We start from the raw sequence: 18,960 nt of genomic DNA, 5'->3' as shown, positions 1-18,960 counted from the left end.
CGTCCAGCGCAAGAGCCTCGTCTCGGAAGCCCCCCTACATCATCTGCATGACCATCAATGATGCTGGCGCCCACAAACCTGGTCAGTGTCGATTCAACACGGCCCTCGGGGTTGCTTATCGGGTAAAATGCCGCATTTTGTCCTGCTTCAACCAGTCAGCCCGCACCCTTTCGGTGGCGGTCTCTATCAATTTTCCTGGCCGATCAAGAGCTTTTCATGCACACAGTCGCCCATCCCACACGCGAGCAACTCGCGCACTCGTACCTGCTGGTCCGCTCCTTTTCCGAGCAGCTTTGCGAACCCCTGGCCATCGAGGACTACGGACTGCAAACCGCGGTCGAGGCCAGCCCACCGAAATGGCACATTGCCCATGTGTCCTGGTTCTTCGAGAACTTTCTGCTCCGTCCGCTGCTGCCCGGCTATCAGGTGTTTCATGCGCGCTTCGATCACCTGTTCAACTCCTACTACGAGCAGACCGAGAGCGGCTTCTGGCCACGCGCCAAACGCGGACTACTCTCCCGCCCGACAGTGGCGGAGGTCTATGACTATCGCAAGCACGTCGATCAAGCGATGCAAGCATTGATCACTGAGTGCGACGAGAGCGACTGGCCACTGGCGCTGGAGCGCATCCTGATCGGCCTGAATCACGAGCAGCAACATCAAGAACTGCTGCTAACGGACATCAAGCACCACCTGGCCTTAAACCCCCTTCGTCCAGCCTACCGTGCCGATCTCGACATCAGCGCGCCCGAGCAGGCGGTACCCCTGACCTTCACCACCCTCGAGGGTGGCATGACCGAGATTGGTGCCACCGGCGATGGCTTCTCTTACGACAACGAGCACCCACGCCACCAGACTTGGCTCGCGCCCTATCGGCTTGCCAATCGCCTCGTCACCAATAGCGAGTATCTCGAGTTCATCGAGGATGGCGCTTACACCAATCCCGCCATTTGGCTATCCGACGCCTGGACAGTGATCAAGCAACAGGGCTGGCAAGCACCGCTTTACTGGGAAAAAATCGACGGCGCCTGGCACGAGATGACCCTGGCTGGTCTGATATCCCTGCGCCCGGCCCTGCCCGTCTGTCATCTGAGCTACTACGAGGCCGAGGCCTATGCGCGCTGGACCGGCAAACGCCTGCCAAGCGAGGCCGAATGGGAGCATGCCGCGGCCAGCCGGCCAATCGCCGGCGAGTTTGCCGACGCCGGACGTCTGCATCCACGCGCTGCCGATGTGGGCGCGCTCAGCCAGCTCTATGGCGACTGTTGGGAATGGACCGGCTCGGCCTATCTGCCCTATCCCGGCTATCGCCCAGCCGCCGGTGCCATCGGCGAGTACAACGGCAAGTTCATGTGCAATCAGATGGTGCTGCGCGGCGGCTCCTGCGCCACCTCAGGCGATCACCTGCGCCCGAGCTATCGCAACTTTTTCTACCCCCACGAACGTTGGCAGTTCAGCAGTCTACGCCTGGCCGATGGCGTCGATGGAGGCACCACTTCGGACGATCTTGGAACAACCCAAGGAAGGTCGGCATGAATGTCAGCTTTTTCGACGACCATCCCAAACCCGCGGACATTCGCGCCGAGGTCCTGAGGGGACTTGCGCTGCCTGAAAAGCGCATTCCGCCCAAGTTCTTTTACGACGAGCCGGGCTCGCGGCTGTTCGACGCCATCTGCGAGCTGCCCGAGTATTATCCGACGCGCACCGAGATCGGCATTCTGCGCCAATACGGCGGTGAGATGGCCGAGCTGCTCGGTCATGACGTCGTCCTGATCGAGCTAGGCAGCGGCAGCAGCCTGAAAATCCGCACCTTGCTTGAGGCGCTGCGCCCGCGTGTTTACATCCCGGTCGACATCTCGCGCGAGCATCTGCTGCGCTCGGCCGAGAGCCTGGCCGCCGCCTTCCCGGAGATCGAGGTCCGCGCCGCCTGCGCCGACTATTCGCGCCCCTTCCACCTGCCGCTCAGCGAGGCAGATCAGCCGCGCGCGGCCTTCTTTCCCGGCTCCTCGGTCGGCAACTTCGAGCCCGCCGATGCCGAGGCCTTTCTGCGCCGGGTCGGTGACTTCCTGGGGCCCGGCGGTCATTTGCTGATCGGCGTCGATCTGCGCAAGTCCGAGGACATTCTTCATTCCGCCTACAATGACGCGGCCGGGGTGACCGCTGCCTTCAACCTGAATCTGCTCACCCGCATCAACCGCGAACTCGAGGGCAGCTTCGACCCCGCTGCCTTTCACCATAGCGCCTTCTTCAATCCGCACGACAGTCGCATCGAAATGCACCTGGTCAGCAACGCGCCCCAAGACGTCCTGGTCGCGGGTGAAACCTTCCGCTTCAGCGAAGGCGAGAGCATCCATACTGAGTGCTCCTACAAGTACGGCATCGATGATTTTCACGCCCTGGCAAGACGCGCCGGCTTCGAGTCAGTCCGCGTCTGGACCGATGACGCACAACTGTTCAGCGTCCACGGCCTGCGCCGACAGGAGGATTGACGAATCCGCCGCTACTCGGGCGGCACTCAGCAATCAAGCGAAAGACCCAGGATGAGAAAGACGGGCCTCCTCCAGCATGCCCCGCGTTTCAATCAAGCTGACAATCTCGGCGACACCCTTGCCGCTTTTCATATTGGAGAACACAAAAGGCTTGTCCCCACGCTTTCACTTGATGCCATTCTTCCACCCCGATCATGCGCTCGGCCTCCAGCCCCGGGCTTCGGCCAAGGCGGCAGCGCTGACACCGACCAAGAACAGCGCGAGCAGAAAAACCTGGGGCTTGATGAGATTTTTGCTCATGGGTGCGGTTCCTAAAGGACATGAATATCTTGATTGCCGCACCAGCATCATCTCCCTGGCCCCGCCCCGCGCGTGGCTGACCTGAGTTTTCGCGCAAATCCCCTAAAGCAATCCATCCAGCGGACTGCGCACCCCCTGACCACCGCGATTGAGCACATGGGTATAGATCATGGTCGTCGACACATCCGCATGCCCCAACAGCTCCTGCACGGTACGAATGTCATAGCCCGATTCCAACAGATGGGTCGCGAAAGAATGACGCAGGCAATGACAGTTCACCCGCTTCGCGATACCAGCGCGTTCGGCCGCTGCTTTGATCGCCTTCTGTAATCCGTTCTCATGCACATGATGCCGACGCATTTTGCCGCTGCGCGGGTCCACCGACAGCCGACCACTCGGAAACACATATTGCCAAATCCACTCCTTCGGTGCATTCGGCCACTTTTGCGCCAAGGCATCCGGCAAGAACACTTCACCAAAGCCTTGCACCAAATCCTGCTCGTGCAAGTCACGCACCTTCTCCAGTTGCTCCCGCAAGGGCTGCTCGAGTTTCGCCGGCAACGGCACGACTCTATCCTTCTGCCCCTTGCCATCGCGCACCAAAATCTGATGATAGGGAAAGTCAATATCCTGCACCCGCAGTCGCACGCACTCCATCAACCGCATGCCCGTGCCATAGAGCAAAGCCGCCATCAGGTGCTGGGTGCCCCCAATACCAGCCAACAATCGCGCGACCTCGGAGCGTTCCAATACAACCGGCAGCCGTTTCGGTCGCTTGGCGCGGACAAAGTCCGCCATGTCGTCCAGTGATCGCCCCAGCACCTGCTGGTAGAAAAACGCCAAGGCATTCAGCGCCTGGCTCTGCGTACTGGCCGACACATTGCCCCGCACCGCCAAATCCTCGAGGAAGGCCCGCGGGCGACCCGACCCCAGATCAGCCGGATCACGGTTATCACAGAACAGAATAAAGCGGCACACCCAAGCTTCATACGCCTGCTCGGTGCGAATCGAATATTTGCGCCGGCGAATTTCCGCGATCATGCGCTCAAGCAATGTGTGATGGCTTTCACGAACAGCATCCAAAGGCGAGGGCGCATTCTGCTTGCGTTTGAATACATAACCTGACACCTGCTGATCAGCCGTTTTGCCCGCGACCGCGGGAAGCGTCTCGCGCGCGACAGTCGGATGATCCGCGTCCAACGCCCGCGCCGAATCGCGCCAAAACGCCCAATCGACCTGCTCGGCGACAGGCGCCCGCGCCGTATCAAGCAGATTCTGTATAGCATCGACAGTCTGAACAAATTTCCAGTCCTTGAGTCTGCCTAACCGTCCTGCTTCTTCCAAGTAGCCAGTCACATCATCGACAGTGTGTTGCGCTAGTCGCTTTCCCGGAAACGCCTTCAGATAGCGCTCGGCTCGGTGAACGTGCCAGCGAATCGCCGTTTCTTTAATGCCATTTGTCCGCGCCAGATCAATGAAGCGCTCCCAGAAACGATCTTCTGCGTTTAATATTGTTGCTCGGTACTCAGGCATGTGCTAGCCTCGGATTCACAGGCAGAAAGTGTTGGATTTCAGCGTCCACCTCAGCGCTCAAGCTTTAGTCTCTGCACTAGGCCGAATCCATACTACTGGGGCTAGGCAGAATCTGTCTAGCATACCCGACCAACTTTCTGTCTAGTTAACTGTTAGCTGTCAGGAGAGAACTTTGAGTACAGTACTTTGGGCGAATCATCTCCTCAATAATGGTGAGGTAGCATCTGATGAAAGTGACAAGTGGGCGCTGTACAAGCACGCTGACAAGCTGGACAAATTGGCAAGCGTAGCCGGGTTGGAGCCGTTTTCCAGTCTGCTTGATCACACCGACATGCAATTCAACCTCGGTGATGATGAGTTACCCGATGAAATACAATCGACGAACAAATTGATGGCACGCGACGGAGTGTGGAAATCGGCTGAGGATGCGCTCGGGATTCTCAACGGACTTCTTACGGCAATCACAACCGAGAAGCCGAGGTTTGGTGTCCTGAAAAACGATTATGATGCCGTTGTAGCTGAGCTCTCTGAGAGCATTGAATATGCGAAGAAGGCAAGAAAGTTAGGTGTCAAATTCAATTTCTCCGTCGTAATGTGAATTGACAGCGAACAACGCCGAAACGGAATGTATAAAATGAACTTAAATGAAATGCTAGATTTAGCGTTTGAACAATTTATATCAAATACCCTAACTGAAGAGCTGCTCAAATCAATAAAGAGTTCTGTTACTTCAGCGGATGTCGATACACTTATCATAAAGATAGAGTCACTCGACGACCCGAGCGCTTATTGCAAGAATGATCTAGACAGCAAGACTCCTGCTGGTTTCTTTTTATTCTTAGACTTTATTAGCGCTTTGATAATCAACTTTGGCCATTCTGCGATACAAGAAACAGACAAATACAGCAACAGTAAGCATCCTTTTGTTCCTTGGGTCGTGAAGTATGCTAGCGACGAAAGATTCCATAATGAGATCATTTCGAAGTTTAGTAATCTATTTGCGAAGTAATTTTGCTAACGATGGCATCCAGCCGACGCGCGAATAGCGCGCGGCTGATGCTGGCGTTAGGCTGAAACAAGCGGACGCTGAAAACCAACGTCGCCGCAATCCCAAGTACGGATTGCGCTAGATTCATCCGCAAACCCGCAAGGCCCGCGTGCGCCGCAGTTAATGCACTCAACCTGATAGCCTTTGGCGTGCGTCGATGCAGGCTGCGTTGCAGGTCCAAGAATGCGAGTCGCACGAAATCCGCAAAACGGGCAAGCATTCGTTGCTTGTTTTGGCTTCATTACCTTTTTCCTGGTGTCGGCAAAATGGTCAAAAAGAGCCTAACGATTGCATCCAGCCGACGCTCGCTCCCGCTCGCGCGGCTGATGCTGGCGTTAGCGAGACAAAAGGTGAAAAAGACATGTCAAATTTATTCAATGAATACGATGAAATTAAAGTTTACGCCGAGGATTTACACTATGCACTTTGTGATTTGTGCGAAAAAGATGATGAAATTAATTATCTTTATCTTGGATCGCAAATCTTGTTCAGTGATTTAATAGAAAATCCAAGATTGTTGATTATTGGCTCTAATCCCGGCCCAGGATATTTTAATGACACCAGACGCAGGGTTGAGGAGTTTGAGCCACTCGGATGCCTTCAGTATATGGATCGAGATCGACAGGGACGCTTTCTGTGGGGCATAAGAAATCAGTACGCAATAGCCGAGACTACTAGGCGGTGTTTTGAAGATGCTGATCTAATTGATATTTTAGAAAATAGTGTAGTTAAAACAAATTTGTTTTACCCCGCTACTCGTAACGGCGAACTTAGCAAGCTGATTGATTGCGCGCGTAGTTATGGTATTGATATAAATGAAAATATTTCGCGTTCCGAAGATCTAATCTTGGCAATCAATCCCGATGTGATATTAGTAGAAGGAAGTTTTGCCCGTGACAATTTGCCTGGCTTACAAATAGACAGAAGCATCAGCACCAAAGACACCCAGCGTGGCCGCTATAAAGGTATCCCAACAATTGCTTATGCCCGATGGCAGAGAAGTGACGCACGGAACCCCGAAGAATTGACTTACACTTTAAAGGAAGTTTTTGATGCTTGTTAAAGTTATCCTTTAGCAAGCGAACCGCTAACAAGCTGCTTCAGCCGACCGCCCGCTTCGCTATCGCTCAGCAGGCGTCGGCTGAGCTTGTCGTTAGGCTGAAACAAGCGGACGCTGAAAACCAACGTCGCCGCAATCCCAAGTACGGATTGCGCTAGATTCATCCGCAAACCCGCAAGGCCCGCGTGCGCCGCAGTTAATGCACTCAACCTGATAGCCTTTGGCGTGCGTCGATGCAGGCTGCGTTGCAGGTCCAAGAATGCGAGTCGCACGAAATCCGCAAAACGGGCAAGCATTCGTTGCTTGTTTTGGCTTCATTACCTTTTTCCTGGTGTCGGCAAAATGGTCAAAAAGAGCCTAACGATTGCATCCAGCCGACGCTCGCTCCCGCTCGCGCGGCTGATGCTGGCGTTGAACTAATCCGCTCCGCGGAGCTTCCGGACCTACCGGCCCCCAACCCACACCTGCCACTGACAGCGCAATTGCACATTGTCGCCCACACTGAAGATGACCCAATCAGGGTCGTTGACAGAGGGTCTGACGATGACCGCATTACGCCAACGTATGATTGCCGCCATGCAGATGCATGGCTTCTCCCCGCGCACCCACCAGAGCTACCTCGCCGCGGTGCGCGATCTCGCCAAATTTACCCACCGCGCGCCTGACACCTTGATGCCGGATGATGTACAGTGCTACTTCGAGCACTTGGTGCGCGAGCGTGGGCTCGCCCCGGCAAGCGTGCGCCTGTTCTACCATGGCATCCGCTTTTTCTACCTCCAGGTGCTCAACTGGCCGGCGGTGGACCTGGCCGTCACCCTGCCCAAGCGCCCTCAACGCATACCCGAGCTGCTCACGCGCGAAGAGGTGGCGGCCATCCTGCGCGCTTGTGCGGATGTGCGCCATCACATGATGCTCAGCCTGTGCTATGGCTGCGGGCTGCGCCTGAACGAAGTGCTGGCGGTTCGCGTTGGCGATATCGATGGGGAGCGCCGACTGTTGCGCATTGAACAGGGCAAGGGCGCCAAGGACCGCATGGTCCCGCTCTCGCCGACCTTGTTGGCGCAACTGCGTGCCTACTGGCGCGCCTATCGCCCGGGCGCGTGGCTGTTTGCCGGACGCGCCGGGACGCGGCTCGCGCCCACCACGCTGCAGAAAGCCTTCACTCAGGCCAAGCAGCGCGCCGGTGTGCACAAGGTCGGCGGCATCCATGGGCTGCGCCACGCCTATGCCACCCATCAGCTGGCCGCCGGGCTGCCAGTGCAGCGCCTGCAACGCTTGCTCGGGCATCAGAGCATTCACACCACCCTGCGCTATGTGCATTGGCTGCCGAGCGCGCGTGAGGGTGAAGGCATGCTCGATGTCATTGCCCAGTTGGAGGCGGCGCATGGCTAAGTCCGCCTCCCTGCAAGTGCTGGTCAACGCGTGTCTTGACGGCTTGGTCGCGACCCAGACCTTGAGCCCACGGCAGTGGCAGGTGTGTCACCACATCCGCGATTGCCGCACCGCGGTCCTCGGCGGATTCGCCTTGCACTGTGATCAGTGCGATGCCGATGCGCTGTGTTACCACGCCTGTCGCGACCGTCACTGCCCGCGCTGCCAGCGCCAGGCCTCCGAGGCATGGTGCGCGCGTCAGCGCGCGGCCTTGCTGCCGGTGACCTATCACCATCTGGTCTTCACGCTGCCGTCCGCCCTCAATGGCTGGATCGAGGTCCATCCCAAACAGCTCTATGATCTGCTGTTCGAGACGGTCTGGGCCACATTGTCCGCCTTCGGTGCCAACCCCAAGCGCCTGGATGGACAACTGGGAATGACCGCCGTGCTCCATACCTGGGGACAGACGCTCACCCGGCATGTGCATCTGCATTGTTTGGTGCCGGGCGGGGCATTCTCCGCCACCGGTCAGTGGCATCCCGCGAAAAGCACCTACCTATTCCCGGTGCGGGCGCTCTCGCGTCACGTGCGTGGCGGCTTTGTCAGTCGTCTGCGCCAGGCCGTCGCGGCTGGCGAATTGAGCCGGTTAACCGATCCACGCGAGATCGATCGCATGCTCGATACCCTGATGGGCACCGAGTGGGTGGTCTTTTCCAAGCCCTGCCTGGCGCGCGGCGACACCGTCGTCGACTACCTCGGACGCTACAGCCACCGCACCGCGCTGAGCGACAGCCGCCTACTCAGCTTTGATGGCGAGTCCGTTGAACTCAGCTACAAGGACTACCGCGATGGCGACCAGCGCAAAGTCATGACCCTCTCCGGTGAGGAACTGTTGCGCCGCTTTCTGCTCCATGTGTTACCAAAAGGCTTCATGCGCGTGCGTCATTTCGGCTTCCTGGCCAATCGTTGTCGTGCTCAGCGCTTGCCGGCCATCCGCGCGGCGATCGGCGCGGTGCAAGCGCGTCCTGTTGCAATCATGCCAACTGAGCCGGGCACCACCGGGCATCCGCAACCTTCCAAGACCTTTGATGGTTTTCCCTGCCAGAGCTGTCGCGGCGGACGACTGCGGGTGCGCACCGCCTTGGCTCCCAAACGCCGTGATGGAGGATAGTGCGCGCCGATCACTCGTCCCCTCCCTTCACCTGCCATGAGAAACGTTTCGGCCCGATCTCGGGTCCGTGCACGCGCTCGACTCGCGCTCGAGAATCGACTAAACTCAGCGCTAATACACAGCGCATCTTCCCCCAGGGAGGCCACCAAATGACGTATTTCCCCTCCCGCTGCCGCCCGTGCCGCTGCTTCAGCGCCAACACCACCCCCGCACTCCCGGGGTCTGACCAATACAATCCCCTAAGAAGCCAGCTCTCGAGCCTCTGCGCCGGAGAGCCCGTGCCAGGATCGGATTAGTCCAACAGACATTTATCCATCGGGCGCTGAGAGTTCAGCGCATGATCGGACTCACGGCTTAGCGCCCGATGGATAAATGCTTACTAGTTGGATTCATAAAGTGTAAAACGACTCAAATAAACCTTCAAATTGTCCACCCAGACAAATGTCACTGACAAATTCCAAAATGTATGATATCAAAAGCGAAAGCGGTTTCTGGATAACAAGGAGTTAATCCAGAAACCGCTTTCGCTTTTGAGACGAAAGGCATTTTTCAGTGGCGATCCACGGGCGGACGAAAACATTAATACTGACTTTGGTATAGCAAGTCCGCAGAATCCAACGAGTCGCTGAAGCAGAAATCGCCCTCGCTCTCGCTCGGACGATTCTGCTTAGCTCTAACGTTGGGCCAAAGCCACCGCCAACCTAAATCAAGCCTTGCAGTTAATTGCAATCCCAGCTAATAACGGGCAAAGCCCGCCCCAATTCGCGGGACAAGCCTGCCCCCGCGCCGGTGAGCATAACGTTAGGCATAACATAAAAGGAGAAGAGAAAATGCAAACCGTAGAAGCATTTTTTACAAAACTAGTTGAAAATGAAGAGATAAGCGAAAGATGCAATGAGCTTATAGCACAAAAAGATAAAGCTGCTTTGCTGGCTCTTTTAAAAGAGAATGGTGTTACAGAAGAAGACCTAATAGTTGCCAATGAAAAAGTAAAACAGATCGCAAAAAATGATGAACTAAGTGACGAGGCGCTTGAACAGGTGGCAGGAGGAGGGACATTTTACGATTTTGCTAATCTATTAATCGAGACAGGTAACAATATAAACACTAGTTAGTAACAATCCCCCGGCAGAGCCGGGGGCTTTCGAATTCGTGAGCCGCTCAAAGCGGCAAGGGGGTCGCTAACGCGGCCCCTAGTTCATGAGCCGCCTATAGGCGGCCGGTCAGCGCCACAGGTTCAGCTGCTCTAGACGCTGGTCTTCACGCTCTTGATGCTGAATGTAGGCCCGAATCGTCGCCTCATCACGACCAACTGTCGAGACAAAATAGCCCCGTGCCCAAAAATGCATCCCACCAAAGTTGCGCTTTCGCTCACCATAGACTCGCGCTAAATGGATTGCGCTTTTGCCCTTGATGTACCCGACCACCTGCGAGACTGAGGTGGACCCCATGTCAAGGACAGTTTTCCCCCGAATTTAAGTTAGCGCGCCCAGTTCAGTCGCAGCGGATTGGCGCTGCCCCAGTTCTTCGCCAGCGGAGTCGTCGGCGGAGCGTAGCGGAGCCGACGACTCCGCTGGCGGGTGATCGCCAAAGTGATCAGCAACCACGACACCACCTCCTTTGCCGCTCACATGCACATCGTCCGGCGTTCGGTAGCCAAGCCCCTGGTGAGGGCGTTCACCGTTGTAGAAGGGGAAATACGCCGAGAGGCCCATGAACAGCTCTGAGAGCGTCTCATAGCCCTTGGGGTAAATGTCCTCCCATTTGACGCTGCGCCACAGACGCTCGACGAAGACGTTGTCCAGGGCTCTGCCGCGCCCATCCATGCTGATGGCCACCTCGGCGTCACGCAACACCTGGGTGAAGGCGAGGCTGGTAAACTGCGCGCCCTGGTCGGTGTTGAAGATCTCCGGGCGGCCATGGTGGCGCAGCGCATCCTCCAAGCAATCGATGCAAAAGCCCGTGTCCATTGTGTTCGACAATCTCCAAGAAAGGACTCGTCGTGAGTACCAGTCGATGATGGCCACCAGGTAGGCAAATCCATGCGCGAGTCGCACATAGGTGATGTCACTGCTCCAGACGTGGTTGGGCCGTACAATGGCCAGCCCACGCAACAAGTAGGGGTAGATTTTGTGCTCAGGATGCGGCTTGCTTGTATGAGGCCCAGGCAACATGCCGGCTAAACCTAAAACGCCCATGAGACGCTGAACGCGTTTGCGACTGACCGCATAGCCTTGTGCGCGCAGCATCACAACCATGCGTCGACTCCCATAAAATGGTCTCTTGGTGTATTCCGCATCAATCAGCCGCAACAACTTTTGATCCAGTTCGCTCGGCTCGGCAATACGATCATGGCGGTGTGCATACACTCCAGAGCGATGTACGCCAAGCAGCGCACATTGGCGACTGACCGCTAACCCGCCATCATCAAGGCCGCCCATGTCGATCCACCCGCGACGCACGCTCACAGGCTCACCCCGGACTTTTTTTTCAGCCAGTCCAGCTCCATTTTCAACCGCCCGATCTCGCTGTAGAGTCGCTCTTCGTCGCCACTGTCGTCCACTTTCTTGCGCCCGCGCCGGCCTTCGAACAGCTTGCCGGCGTCCGCCACGATGGCTTTCTTCCACTGGCCTACTTGGACCGGATGAACCCCGTGATCCTGCGCAATCTCGTTAGTCGTCTTCACTCCGCGTACCGCTTCCAAGCCTACTTTGGCCTTGAAAGCGGCACTGAAGGTCTTGCGTTGTCTCTCACTCATCTGCTCTCTCCAAGTCTTTACAAGTCTCTTCAGATGAGGCAAAACTAACTTAATTTAGTGTCCTAAAATTGGGGTCCACTATAGACAGCATACTTCGGCGGAATCGAAATCAACATGTGAACATGATCGGACATCAGATGCCCTTCGAGGATCTGACTCTCCTTGCGTTGCGCCAGCCGATGAAACACCTCCCCAAGATGCTTCCGCAGCTGCTTGTAAAGCACCTTCCGTCGATATTTCGGGATAAAAACAATGTGGTATTTGCACTCCCAACGTGAGTGACTTAGGCTCTCGAACTCGTCCATCTGGATTCTCCACAATCGTGTGCTTGGCGGCTCACGCTGCGGAGTCTCCCAGATGGACTCCAGTAAATGTCAAACTTCTGCTGTCACCCCGGCAGAGCCGGGGGATTACCCAACGGATTTAAACGTAATCTGTAGATTGCAGGGGTTTCTATAGAATTAATTAAAGGGGCCAGGTTCGATTTAATTCTGCGGCATTAAATCGTACCAACAAAATCGCCTAACAAATTAAAGAAACTATGTAGGCCATCCAAGTCTAAGCCTCGACATTAACCCCGAGCCACGAGGAGACCGAACATGACCACTGCCGCTGTCCAAACGCCGAAGACCACCCTCTATCTGGCCCTCGAGCTGAGCAACAAGACCTGGAAGCTTTGCTTCAGCAACGGCGAGAAGATCCGGATCAAGACCATCGAAGCGCGGGATCTTCCCGCGTTGCGCGAGCAGATCGAGATCGCCCAGGGGAAGCTTGGACTCAGCGCGGATTGTGTCATTGAAAGCGTTTACGAAGCCGGGCGGGATGGCTTCTGGATTCATCGCATCTTGGAATCCTGGGGGATTCACAGCCGTGTGGTCGACTCGGCCAGCATCCAGGTCAACCGCAAGAAGCGGCGCGTGAAGACCGACCGGGTCGACGTCGAAGCCCTGCTGGTGCAGCTCATGCGTTATCTTGGCGGAGAGAAAAAAGCCCTCGCGGTGGTGAACGTCCCCAGTGCCGAGGCCGAGGATCGGATGCGAGTTGATCGCGAGCGCGAGCGGCTGATCCACGAACGTGGCGCCCACAGCTCACGGATGAAATCCCTGTTCGTCGCCCAAGGACTGGTCATCGAGCGCCTCAACGACTCGCTGATCGAAAACCTCGATCACCTATGCACCGCCACCGGCGAGCCCCTCGGCGCCGACCTCAAAGAAGAGATCCGCCGCGAATATCAGCGCTATTGCTTGGCTGATGAGCAAATCCGCGCCATCGAGCAAGAACAAAAGCGCCGCGTCGAGCAAGCCACCGACGCGGCCTATGAGCAAATCGCGCGCATGCTCGAGCTCAAAGGCATCGGCTGGGTTTCGAGCTGGGTCTTGGTCATGGAATTCTTCAGCTGGCGCGGCTTTCGCAACCGCCAGCAGCTGGCCGCCTGTGCCGGGCTGACCCCCACGCCCTATGCCAGTGGTGATGACCAGCGCGACCAAGGCATCAGCAAGGCTGGCAACCGACGCATCCGTGCCCTCATGGTCGAGCTGTCCTGGCTATGGCTGCGCTACCAGCCCGACAGCGCCCTGAGTCGCTGGTACCGCGAGCGCTTTGCCAAGGGCGGCAAACGCATGCGGCGCATCGGCATCGTCGCCCTGGCGCGCAAGCTGCTCATCGCCCTGTGGCGCTATCTCGAACAGGGCGAGATCCCGGACGGCGCGGTGCTCAAAGCCGGCTAAGGCCCGCCGCCCGCGGAAGACATCCAGTCACCCCCAAACGGCCGAGCACAGCGCCAACGCCCGAGGAGAGAGCAACGCGACGGATCACGGTCAAGGTTGTCGAAAGCGCCCGACAGGCCCCTGGGCTGACCCCTGGTCATGCCGTTTTAAAAGAAGGGGCGCTTTCCTTTTCAATCGGTTTCAGCGGCGAACATCGCATGCAATTTCAGGTGACCGGGCTTCCCGGCACGGATAGAAGGTGGAGCGGATTCGCACAGAATCTGTCGGCTTTCAAACCGAGACAACCCATGGCTGTCATAACGCTCGCAATGCTCATGACACCGAGCAAAACGCGCTGACCAAACGGCCGCCATCGCCAAGGAGAACGAATAAGCTAGTGACGATTCAAAGTGAGTGATCAGGCTATTTGAAAGCGTTTGAACAGCGCCCGACGGCCTTGCCATGCACGAGCGTTTCGATAAACCACGCCCGCCCCTTCGGGGAGAGAGAAGCGCGGCATGGCGGCTGGTCTGCGCAATCATGCAATGCGATAATGAATGTAACATTCTGATTTGCGATGTTGGCGCTGAACAAAATAATCTCTCGAAAAAAGGGCTTGACAAAAACGCCTCATAGAAGGGGCCTGGCTCGGATTGTTTTGGCAAGATCGAAAACTAAACCGATTCTTGGCCCATATAATCCCATATAATCCACTCCTTGGCGAATACATTTAATCCTGAACCAATCACTCCCGGCATCACGCCCATCGCTCGTTAGCCTGATCATTCGGCACGCCAAACTCACAATACAACGCAAGAAGGTGATACCATGTCAGATATCGAAACTTTTGCAAATTTCATCCAGGAATTAGCGGACCGTGAACCTGAGGTTTTTAAGGATTTGGTCGGCGCCACTTCGGACAGGGTGGTCAAGATCGCTGACGCCCGCGGGGTTAGTGTCTCGCGAGAGACCGTTCATGAGTTCGCGCGGATGACAGTCGATCTCTTGGAGCGGCATGACCAGAGCCAGTACGAAATGTCTGATGACGCTCTGCAGCATGTGTCCGGTGGCGTTCTTTCGCTAATCGACTCGGCTGCCGGCGCTATTATCAACACGGCACTCCACACGGCCAACACGGCCCTCAATATCGTGTCAGCTAGTGCGCCCGTCACCGGACCCCTCATAAACGAGTTTGGACCAGCGATCAAGGAGGCTAAAACCTTGATCGTCAACTGGGCCACCTGATCTGATCTGCTCGTTTATCTTGCTGGACCCCAAGACAAAGGGGCACGGCTTGAATTGTTTGGCAGCTCGAAAATAAACCGACCCTGGTCGTTCGCAGTAACAACAGCTAAGTCTTGCGGGTTAAAGTCCCGTCCGAGGAGTTGTCCATACACCTTGACAGGGGGAAAACGGGGACGTACCACATTATAATTGCCTAACACGGTGCTCCAGCCGAAGCCGGTTTCGACCTCGCTCAACCGGCTCGGCTGAGCATGGCGTTGGTCAGAAAGGAAGGTCTAAAAATAAATCGCAACAATGAAACGTAGAATATATACAGACACATCAGTAATTGGTGGTTGCCTCGATGTTGAGTTCGAAGAGGGGTCTCTGTCGTTATTCGATACTTTCAAGTCAGGCTCAACGGTACTCGTTATTTCAAATCTTACAATTGCCGAACTGGAATCGGTGCCCCAAGCTGTTCGTGATGTCTTGCTTTCTGTACCCAGGATTATATCGAATTAATAGAATTTACTGAAGAAGCCAACGATCTAGCAGATACATATTTGCAAGAAGGTGTTGTGCCTAAGAAAAGCCGAGTGGATGCGCAGCACATTGCAACGGCTACAATCAGTCGTGTCGATGTTCTTGTAAGTTGGAATTTCAAGCACATCGTGAAGCTCGAAAGAATACATGGGTATAATTCTGTGAATTTAAGGCTCGGATATCAGATATTAGAGATTCGCACGCCAATAGAGGTCATAGATTATGCAGCTTAAATCTGTTGAATTAATGAGAAATATCAGAGACAGGATGTCACAAGAAACCCAAGGTATGTCATGGACACAAGAGAATGAATATCTTAAGGCGCATAGCGGCACCTTAGATGTCTTGCTTGAAAAGATGCCCAACAAGGCCATCCACCCGACCGCTACAGTCGCTGGCGCTCCTTCCGCGTCGGGTGATGGCTAACGTTCATCCTGCTCCATGCGTTGAATCACATCCGTTGCATCTCTCTCAGCGGCCAACCCTCCTCGGATCTGTGCGCTGCAACTTGACCGCGACAGCACAAGAGCGATAGGGTTTCGGGTTGTTCCGCGCGATGGCAGCGACGCCCCACGCCATTTTGCCGCTGCGCACACACACTCGCTCATCCGCCCGCTTATCGAGAGGATCACGCGCTTGACCATTGCCACCACTTCAGTCCGCGCCGGCCCACATCCGCCGCGCTCCCGCCTTGTCGCTTGTTTTGACTCCCGGCGTGATTCCGGGTTTTCCTCCCCGCTTTCTTTTAGGATGGCCTGAACATGCCTCTTGCCTTTCCGTTTTCGGCCATCGTTGCCCAGGAAGAAATGAAACTCGCGATCCTGATCGCGGCCACTGATCAAAGCATCGGCGGTGTCTTGGTGTTTGGTGATCGCGGCACCGGTAAGTCCACCGCGATTCGCGCGCTTGCTGCCCTGCTGCCGCCGATGCGGGTGATCGACAAATGCACCTATAACTGCGACCCGGAGGCAAATGACGCTGGCCTGTGCGAGTCTTGCCGCACCCGCCGCTCCAAGGATGACATCAAGGTTCGCAAGGCGCCGGTGCCGGTGGTCGATCTGCCACTCGGCGCCACCGAGGACCGCGTCATTGGCGCGCTTGACCTGGAAAGCGCCCTAACCCGCGGCGAGAAAGCCTTTGAGCCCGGCCTGCTGGCGCGCGCGCATCGCGGTTTTCTATATATCGACGAGGTCAACCTGCTGGAGGATCACCTGGTCGACTCCCTGCTCGACGTGGCCGCTTCCGGCGAGAACGTCGTCGAACGCGAGGGTCTGAGCGTGCGTCACCCGGCCAAATTCGTGCTGGTTGGCTCCGGTAACCCGGAAGAAGGCGAGTTGCGCCCGCAGTTGCTTGATCGATTCGGTCTGTCGGTCGAGGTCAAGACACCCCAGGACTTGAAAACCCGGGTTCAGGTGGTGCGCCTGCGCGATGAGTTTGAGCACGATCCCGATGCCTTTATTGCCAAGTGGAAGCGCAAGGATGGCAAGGTACGCAATCAGATTGTCAAGGCCAAGGAACGCCTGGATCAGGTCGAGGTGCCGGATGCCGCCCTGGAGCGCGCCGCCGAACTCTGCATGAAACTCGGCACCGACGGTCTGCGTGGCGAATTGACGCTAATCCGCGCCGCGCGCGCCCTGGCGGCACTGGAGGGCGATGATGCCGTGACTGACGACCACATTCGCCGCGTCGCCCCGCCGGCGCTGCGCCATCGCCTGCGACGCAATGTTCTCGACGACGCCGGCTCCACCACCCGCGTCGAACGGGCCATTCAGGAGCTGTTCGGCTCATGATGCCAACCGCGCGCTCCGAATCTGGCGCGCCCGCCGCGCACCACCCGCACCAGTCAGCGGAACAATCCGCGGCACAGCCAGCATCCCAGCCAGCGCCCCCGCAACGCCCCGATCCGTGGCAAGACGCCTGTATGGCGGCAGCCCTGTTCGCGGTCGATCCGGCAGGCGTTGTAGGGCTCTCGGTGCGCGCCCTGCCCGGCCCGGTGCGGGATCTGTGGCTGGAGATGTTGCGCGACTATCTGCCACCCGAGACACCCCTGCGCCGCATCCCTTTGCACATTGCCGACGGTCGTCTGCTCGGCGGCCTTGATCTGTCCGCCACCCTGCGCGCTGGGCGCCCCATTGCCGAGCGTGGTCTGCTCGCCGAGGTCGACGGCGGTGTCGTGCTGCTAGCCATGGCCGAACGGGTCGCGGGCTCCACCGCCGCCCATCTGTCCGCCGTGCTCGACGCCGGCGAGATTCTGCTGGAACGCGATGGCCTGACCGCGCGCACACCCACCCGCTTCGGCGTGGTGGCTCTGGATGAAGGAGCCGATGACGAAGAGCGGCTGCCCAATACGCTGATTGATCGCTTCAGTCTGCTGATCGACCTCAACCCACTCGCCTGGCGCGACGTGCAGCAACTGCCGCCAGACATGGAGCTGGCCGACATCCTGGCCGCGCGCGAACGCCTGGCGGCCGTCACTGTGGATGATGACGCGCTCGATGCCCTGTGCGGCACCGCGCTGGCGCTGGGCGTTGATTCCTTACGCCCGACGCTGGCCGCCGTGCGCGTCGCCCGCGTTGCCGCCGCGCTGGCCGGCCGCGAACAGCCCGCCCCGGAGGACGTTAGCCTGGCCGCGCGCCTGGTGCTGGCTCCGCGCGCCACGCGCCTGCCCATGCCAGAGCAGCCCGAGGACGAGATGCCGGAGGAACCGCCTCCGCCGGAAGAAAACCAGGATGACAGTGAGCAGGACAAGTCACCCGAGCAGGAGATCGACAAACCGCTCGAGGATCAGGTGCTCGAATCCGCCGAGGCGGCAATACCCGCCAATCTGCTGGCACAGTTGCAACTCGGCGCCCTGCGCGCCCGCTCGCGCACCAGCGGCAAGTCCGGCGCGACCCAGAGCGGCTCCCTGCGCGGTCGCCCGGCCGGCACCCGCCGCGGCGAACCCAGCGCGACGGCCCGCCTGAATGTGATTGAAACCCTGCGCGCCGCCGCACCCTGGCAGCGCATCCGGCGCGCCGAGCGCGAACAGGAGCGTGAGCAAAAATATCGCGCGGTCGACGCGCCAGTGGCCAAGCAATCCAGACGCAAGGGCCGCGCAAGCCCGCCTGTCGCGGCACGACCACGGGTCGAAGTCCGGCTCGACGATTTTCGCGTCACCCGCTACAAGCACCGCTCCGAGACCACGACAATATTCGTGGTCGACGCCTCCGGCTCCGCGGCCCTGCACCGCCTGGCCGAGGCCAAGGGCGCGATCGAATTGCTGCTGGCTGACTGCTATGTGCGCCGTGACCGGGTGGCCATGATCGCCTTCCGTGGCGCCACCGCCGAGGTGCTGCTGCCACCCACCCGCTCGCTGGTGCGCGCCAAGCGCAGCCTGGCCGGTTTGCCTGGCGGTGGCGGCACGCCCTTGGCCATGGCCATAGAGTCGGCGGTGGATCTTGCCGACGGTATTCAAAGGCGCGGCGGCACCCCGGTGGTGGTCTTTTTAACCGACGGTCGCGCCAATGTCGCGCGCGACGGCACCGGTGGCCGAGCACAGGCAGGCGAAGATGCCATGAGCGCCGCGCGCCTGTTCCGCGCCGCGGAACTGACCGCCGTGGTGATAGACGTCTCCCCGCGTCCGCGCACCGAGGCCGAGCAACTCGCGCGCGAGATGGCCGCCGTCTACCTGCCCTTGCCCCACGCGGACGCCAGCGCCTTGTCGAATGCTGTTAAAGCCGTCGTCTGATCCCTTACACTGGCTCCACTGCGGCTTGCA

14 protein-coding genes and 3 pseudogenes are annotated in these 18,960 nt (G+C 57.9%); 12 read left to right on the top strand and 5 right to left on the bottom strand.

Annotated elements, in window-relative coordinates; genetic code table 11:
• Positions 1-216 precede the first annotated feature (216 nt).
• Positions 217-1,536, top strand: coding sequence for an ergothioneine biosynthesis protein EgtB (egtB, locus tag Thiowin_RS08905; RefSeq protein ID WP_328987375.1), 1,320 nt, complete (start codon positions 217-219; stop codon positions 1,534-1,536).
• Positions 1,533-2,489 carry an L-histidine N(alpha)-methyltransferase gene (gene egtD / locus Thiowin_RS08900; protein ID WP_328987374.1) on the top strand — a complete coding sequence of 319 codons (957 nt, stop codon included), beginning with the start codon at positions 1,533-1,535 and terminating at the stop codon, positions 2,487-2,489. The genes egtB and egtD overlap by 4 nt, the downstream gene beginning before the upstream one ends.
• 402 nt (positions 2,490-2,891) lie before the next feature.
• Here egtD and Thiowin_RS08895 read toward each other — a convergent pair whose 3' ends face one another.
• Positions 2,892-4,322: an integron integrase gene (locus Thiowin_RS08895; RefSeq protein ID WP_328987373.1), complete on the bottom strand. Its 1,431-nt coding sequence runs from the start codon at positions 4,320-4,322 to the stop codon at positions 2,892-2,894.
• Positions 4,323-4,494: 172 nt separating this feature from the next.
• Between Thiowin_RS08895 and Thiowin_RS08890 the strand changes: the two genes are divergently transcribed.
• The 3 genes from Thiowin_RS08890 to Thiowin_RS08880 all read left to right on the top strand — a co-directional run bounded on the left by Thiowin_RS08890 (position 4,495) and on the right by Thiowin_RS08880 (position 6,433).
• Entirely contained in the window at positions 4,495-4,920 is a 426-nt protein-coding gene (locus Thiowin_RS08890) for a hypothetical protein (protein WP_328987372.1), read from the top strand.
• Between the two features lie 36 nt (positions 4,921-4,956).
• Positions 4,957-5,331, top strand: coding sequence for a hypothetical protein (locus Thiowin_RS08885; protein WP_328987371.1), 375 nt, complete (start codon positions 4,957-4,959; stop codon positions 5,329-5,331).
• Positions 5,332-5,527: 196 nt separating this feature from the next.
• Positions 5,528-6,433, top strand: coding sequence for a hypothetical protein (locus Thiowin_RS08880; RefSeq protein WP_328987370.1), 906 nt, complete (start codon positions 5,528-5,530; stop codon positions 6,431-6,433).
• A 2-nt stretch (positions 6,434-6,435) separates the two neighbouring features.
• Here Thiowin_RS08880 and Thiowin_RS08875 read toward each other — a convergent pair whose 3' ends face one another.
• On the bottom strand, positions 6,436-6,726 hold the full coding sequence (locus tag Thiowin_RS08875) for a hypothetical protein (protein WP_328987369.1): 291 nt from the start codon (positions 6,724-6,726) through the stop codon (positions 6,436-6,438).
• A gap of 247 nt (positions 6,727-6,973) precedes the next feature.
• On the opposite strand from Thiowin_RS08875, the gene Thiowin_RS08870 reads away from it, so the two are divergent.
• The 3 genes from Thiowin_RS08870 to Thiowin_RS08860 all read left to right on the top strand — a co-directional run bounded on the left by Thiowin_RS08870 (position 6,974) and on the right by Thiowin_RS08860 (position 10,087).
• Positions 6,974-7,822, top strand: a complete 849-nt coding sequence (locus Thiowin_RS08870) for a tyrosine-type recombinase/integrase (protein ID WP_328985567.1) — start codon at positions 6,974-6,976, stop codon at positions 7,820-7,822.
• On the top strand, positions 7,815-8,972 hold the full coding sequence (locus Thiowin_RS08865) for an IS91 family transposase (protein WP_328987368.1): 1,158 nt from the start codon (positions 7,815-7,817) through the stop codon (positions 8,970-8,972). Before Thiowin_RS08870 ends, Thiowin_RS08865 begins: the two co-directional genes overlap by 8 nt.
• 830 nt (positions 8,973-9,802) lie before the next feature.
• Positions 9,803-10,087, top strand: a complete 285-nt coding sequence (locus Thiowin_RS08860) for a hypothetical protein (protein ID WP_328987367.1) — start codon at positions 9,803-9,805, stop codon at positions 10,085-10,087.
• A 108-nt stretch (positions 10,088-10,195) separates the two neighbouring features.
• On the opposite strand, the pseudogene Thiowin_RS08855 reads toward Thiowin_RS08860, so the two are convergent.
• The 3 pseudogenes from Thiowin_RS08855 to tnpA all read right to left on the bottom strand — a co-directional run.
• Positions 10,196-10,411: pseudogene (locus Thiowin_RS08855) on the bottom strand (transposase); the annotation flags it as partial.
• A 147-nt stretch (positions 10,412-10,558) separates the two neighbouring features.
• Positions 10,559-11,730: pseudogene (locus Thiowin_RS08850) on the bottom strand (IS3 family transposase); the annotation flags it as partial.
• An 83-nt stretch (positions 11,731-11,813) separates the two neighbouring features.
• Positions 11,814-12,035 (bottom strand): annotated as a pseudogene (tnpA, locus tag Thiowin_RS08845) (IS200/IS605 family transposase); the annotation flags it as partial.
• A gap of 294 nt (positions 12,036-12,329) precedes the next feature.
• On the opposite strand from tnpA, the gene Thiowin_RS08840 reads away from it, so the two are divergent.
• The 4 genes from Thiowin_RS08840 to Thiowin_RS08825 all read left to right on the top strand — a co-directional run bounded on the left by Thiowin_RS08840 (position 12,330) and on the right by Thiowin_RS08825 (position 18,930).
• On the top strand, positions 12,330-13,457 hold the full coding sequence (locus Thiowin_RS08840) for an IS110 family RNA-guided transposase (protein ID WP_328987366.1): 1,128 nt from the start codon (positions 12,330-12,332) through the stop codon (positions 13,455-13,457).
• An 807-nt stretch (positions 13,458-14,264) separates the two neighbouring features.
• Positions 14,265-14,681 carry a hypothetical protein gene (locus tag Thiowin_RS08835; protein WP_328987365.1) on the top strand — a complete coding sequence of 139 codons (417 nt, stop codon included), beginning with the start codon at positions 14,265-14,267 and terminating at the stop codon, positions 14,679-14,681.
• Between the two features lie 1,283 nt (positions 14,682-15,964).
• On the top strand, positions 15,965-16,993 hold the full coding sequence (gene bchI / locus Thiowin_RS08830; RefSeq protein ID WP_328987364.1) for a magnesium chelatase ATPase subunit I: 1,029 nt from the start codon (positions 15,965-15,967) through the stop codon (positions 16,991-16,993).
• The gene (locus Thiowin_RS08825; protein ID WP_328987363.1) at positions 16,990-18,930 is read left to right on the top strand and encodes a magnesium chelatase subunit D; all 1,941 of its coding nucleotides are present in this window, start codon (positions 16,990-16,992) and stop codon (positions 18,928-18,930) included. The genes bchI and Thiowin_RS08825 overlap by 4 nt, the downstream gene beginning before the upstream one ends.
• Positions 18,931-18,960: the final 30 nt, after the last annotated feature.

It is taken from the genome of Thiorhodovibrio winogradskyi (assembly GCF_036208045.1).
GTDB classification, from domain to species: Bacteria; Pseudomonadota; Gammaproteobacteria; order Chromatiales; family Chromatiaceae; genus Thiorhodovibrio; species Thiorhodovibrio winogradskyi.
This window is presented reverse-complemented; position numbering and strand designations above follow the sequence as displayed.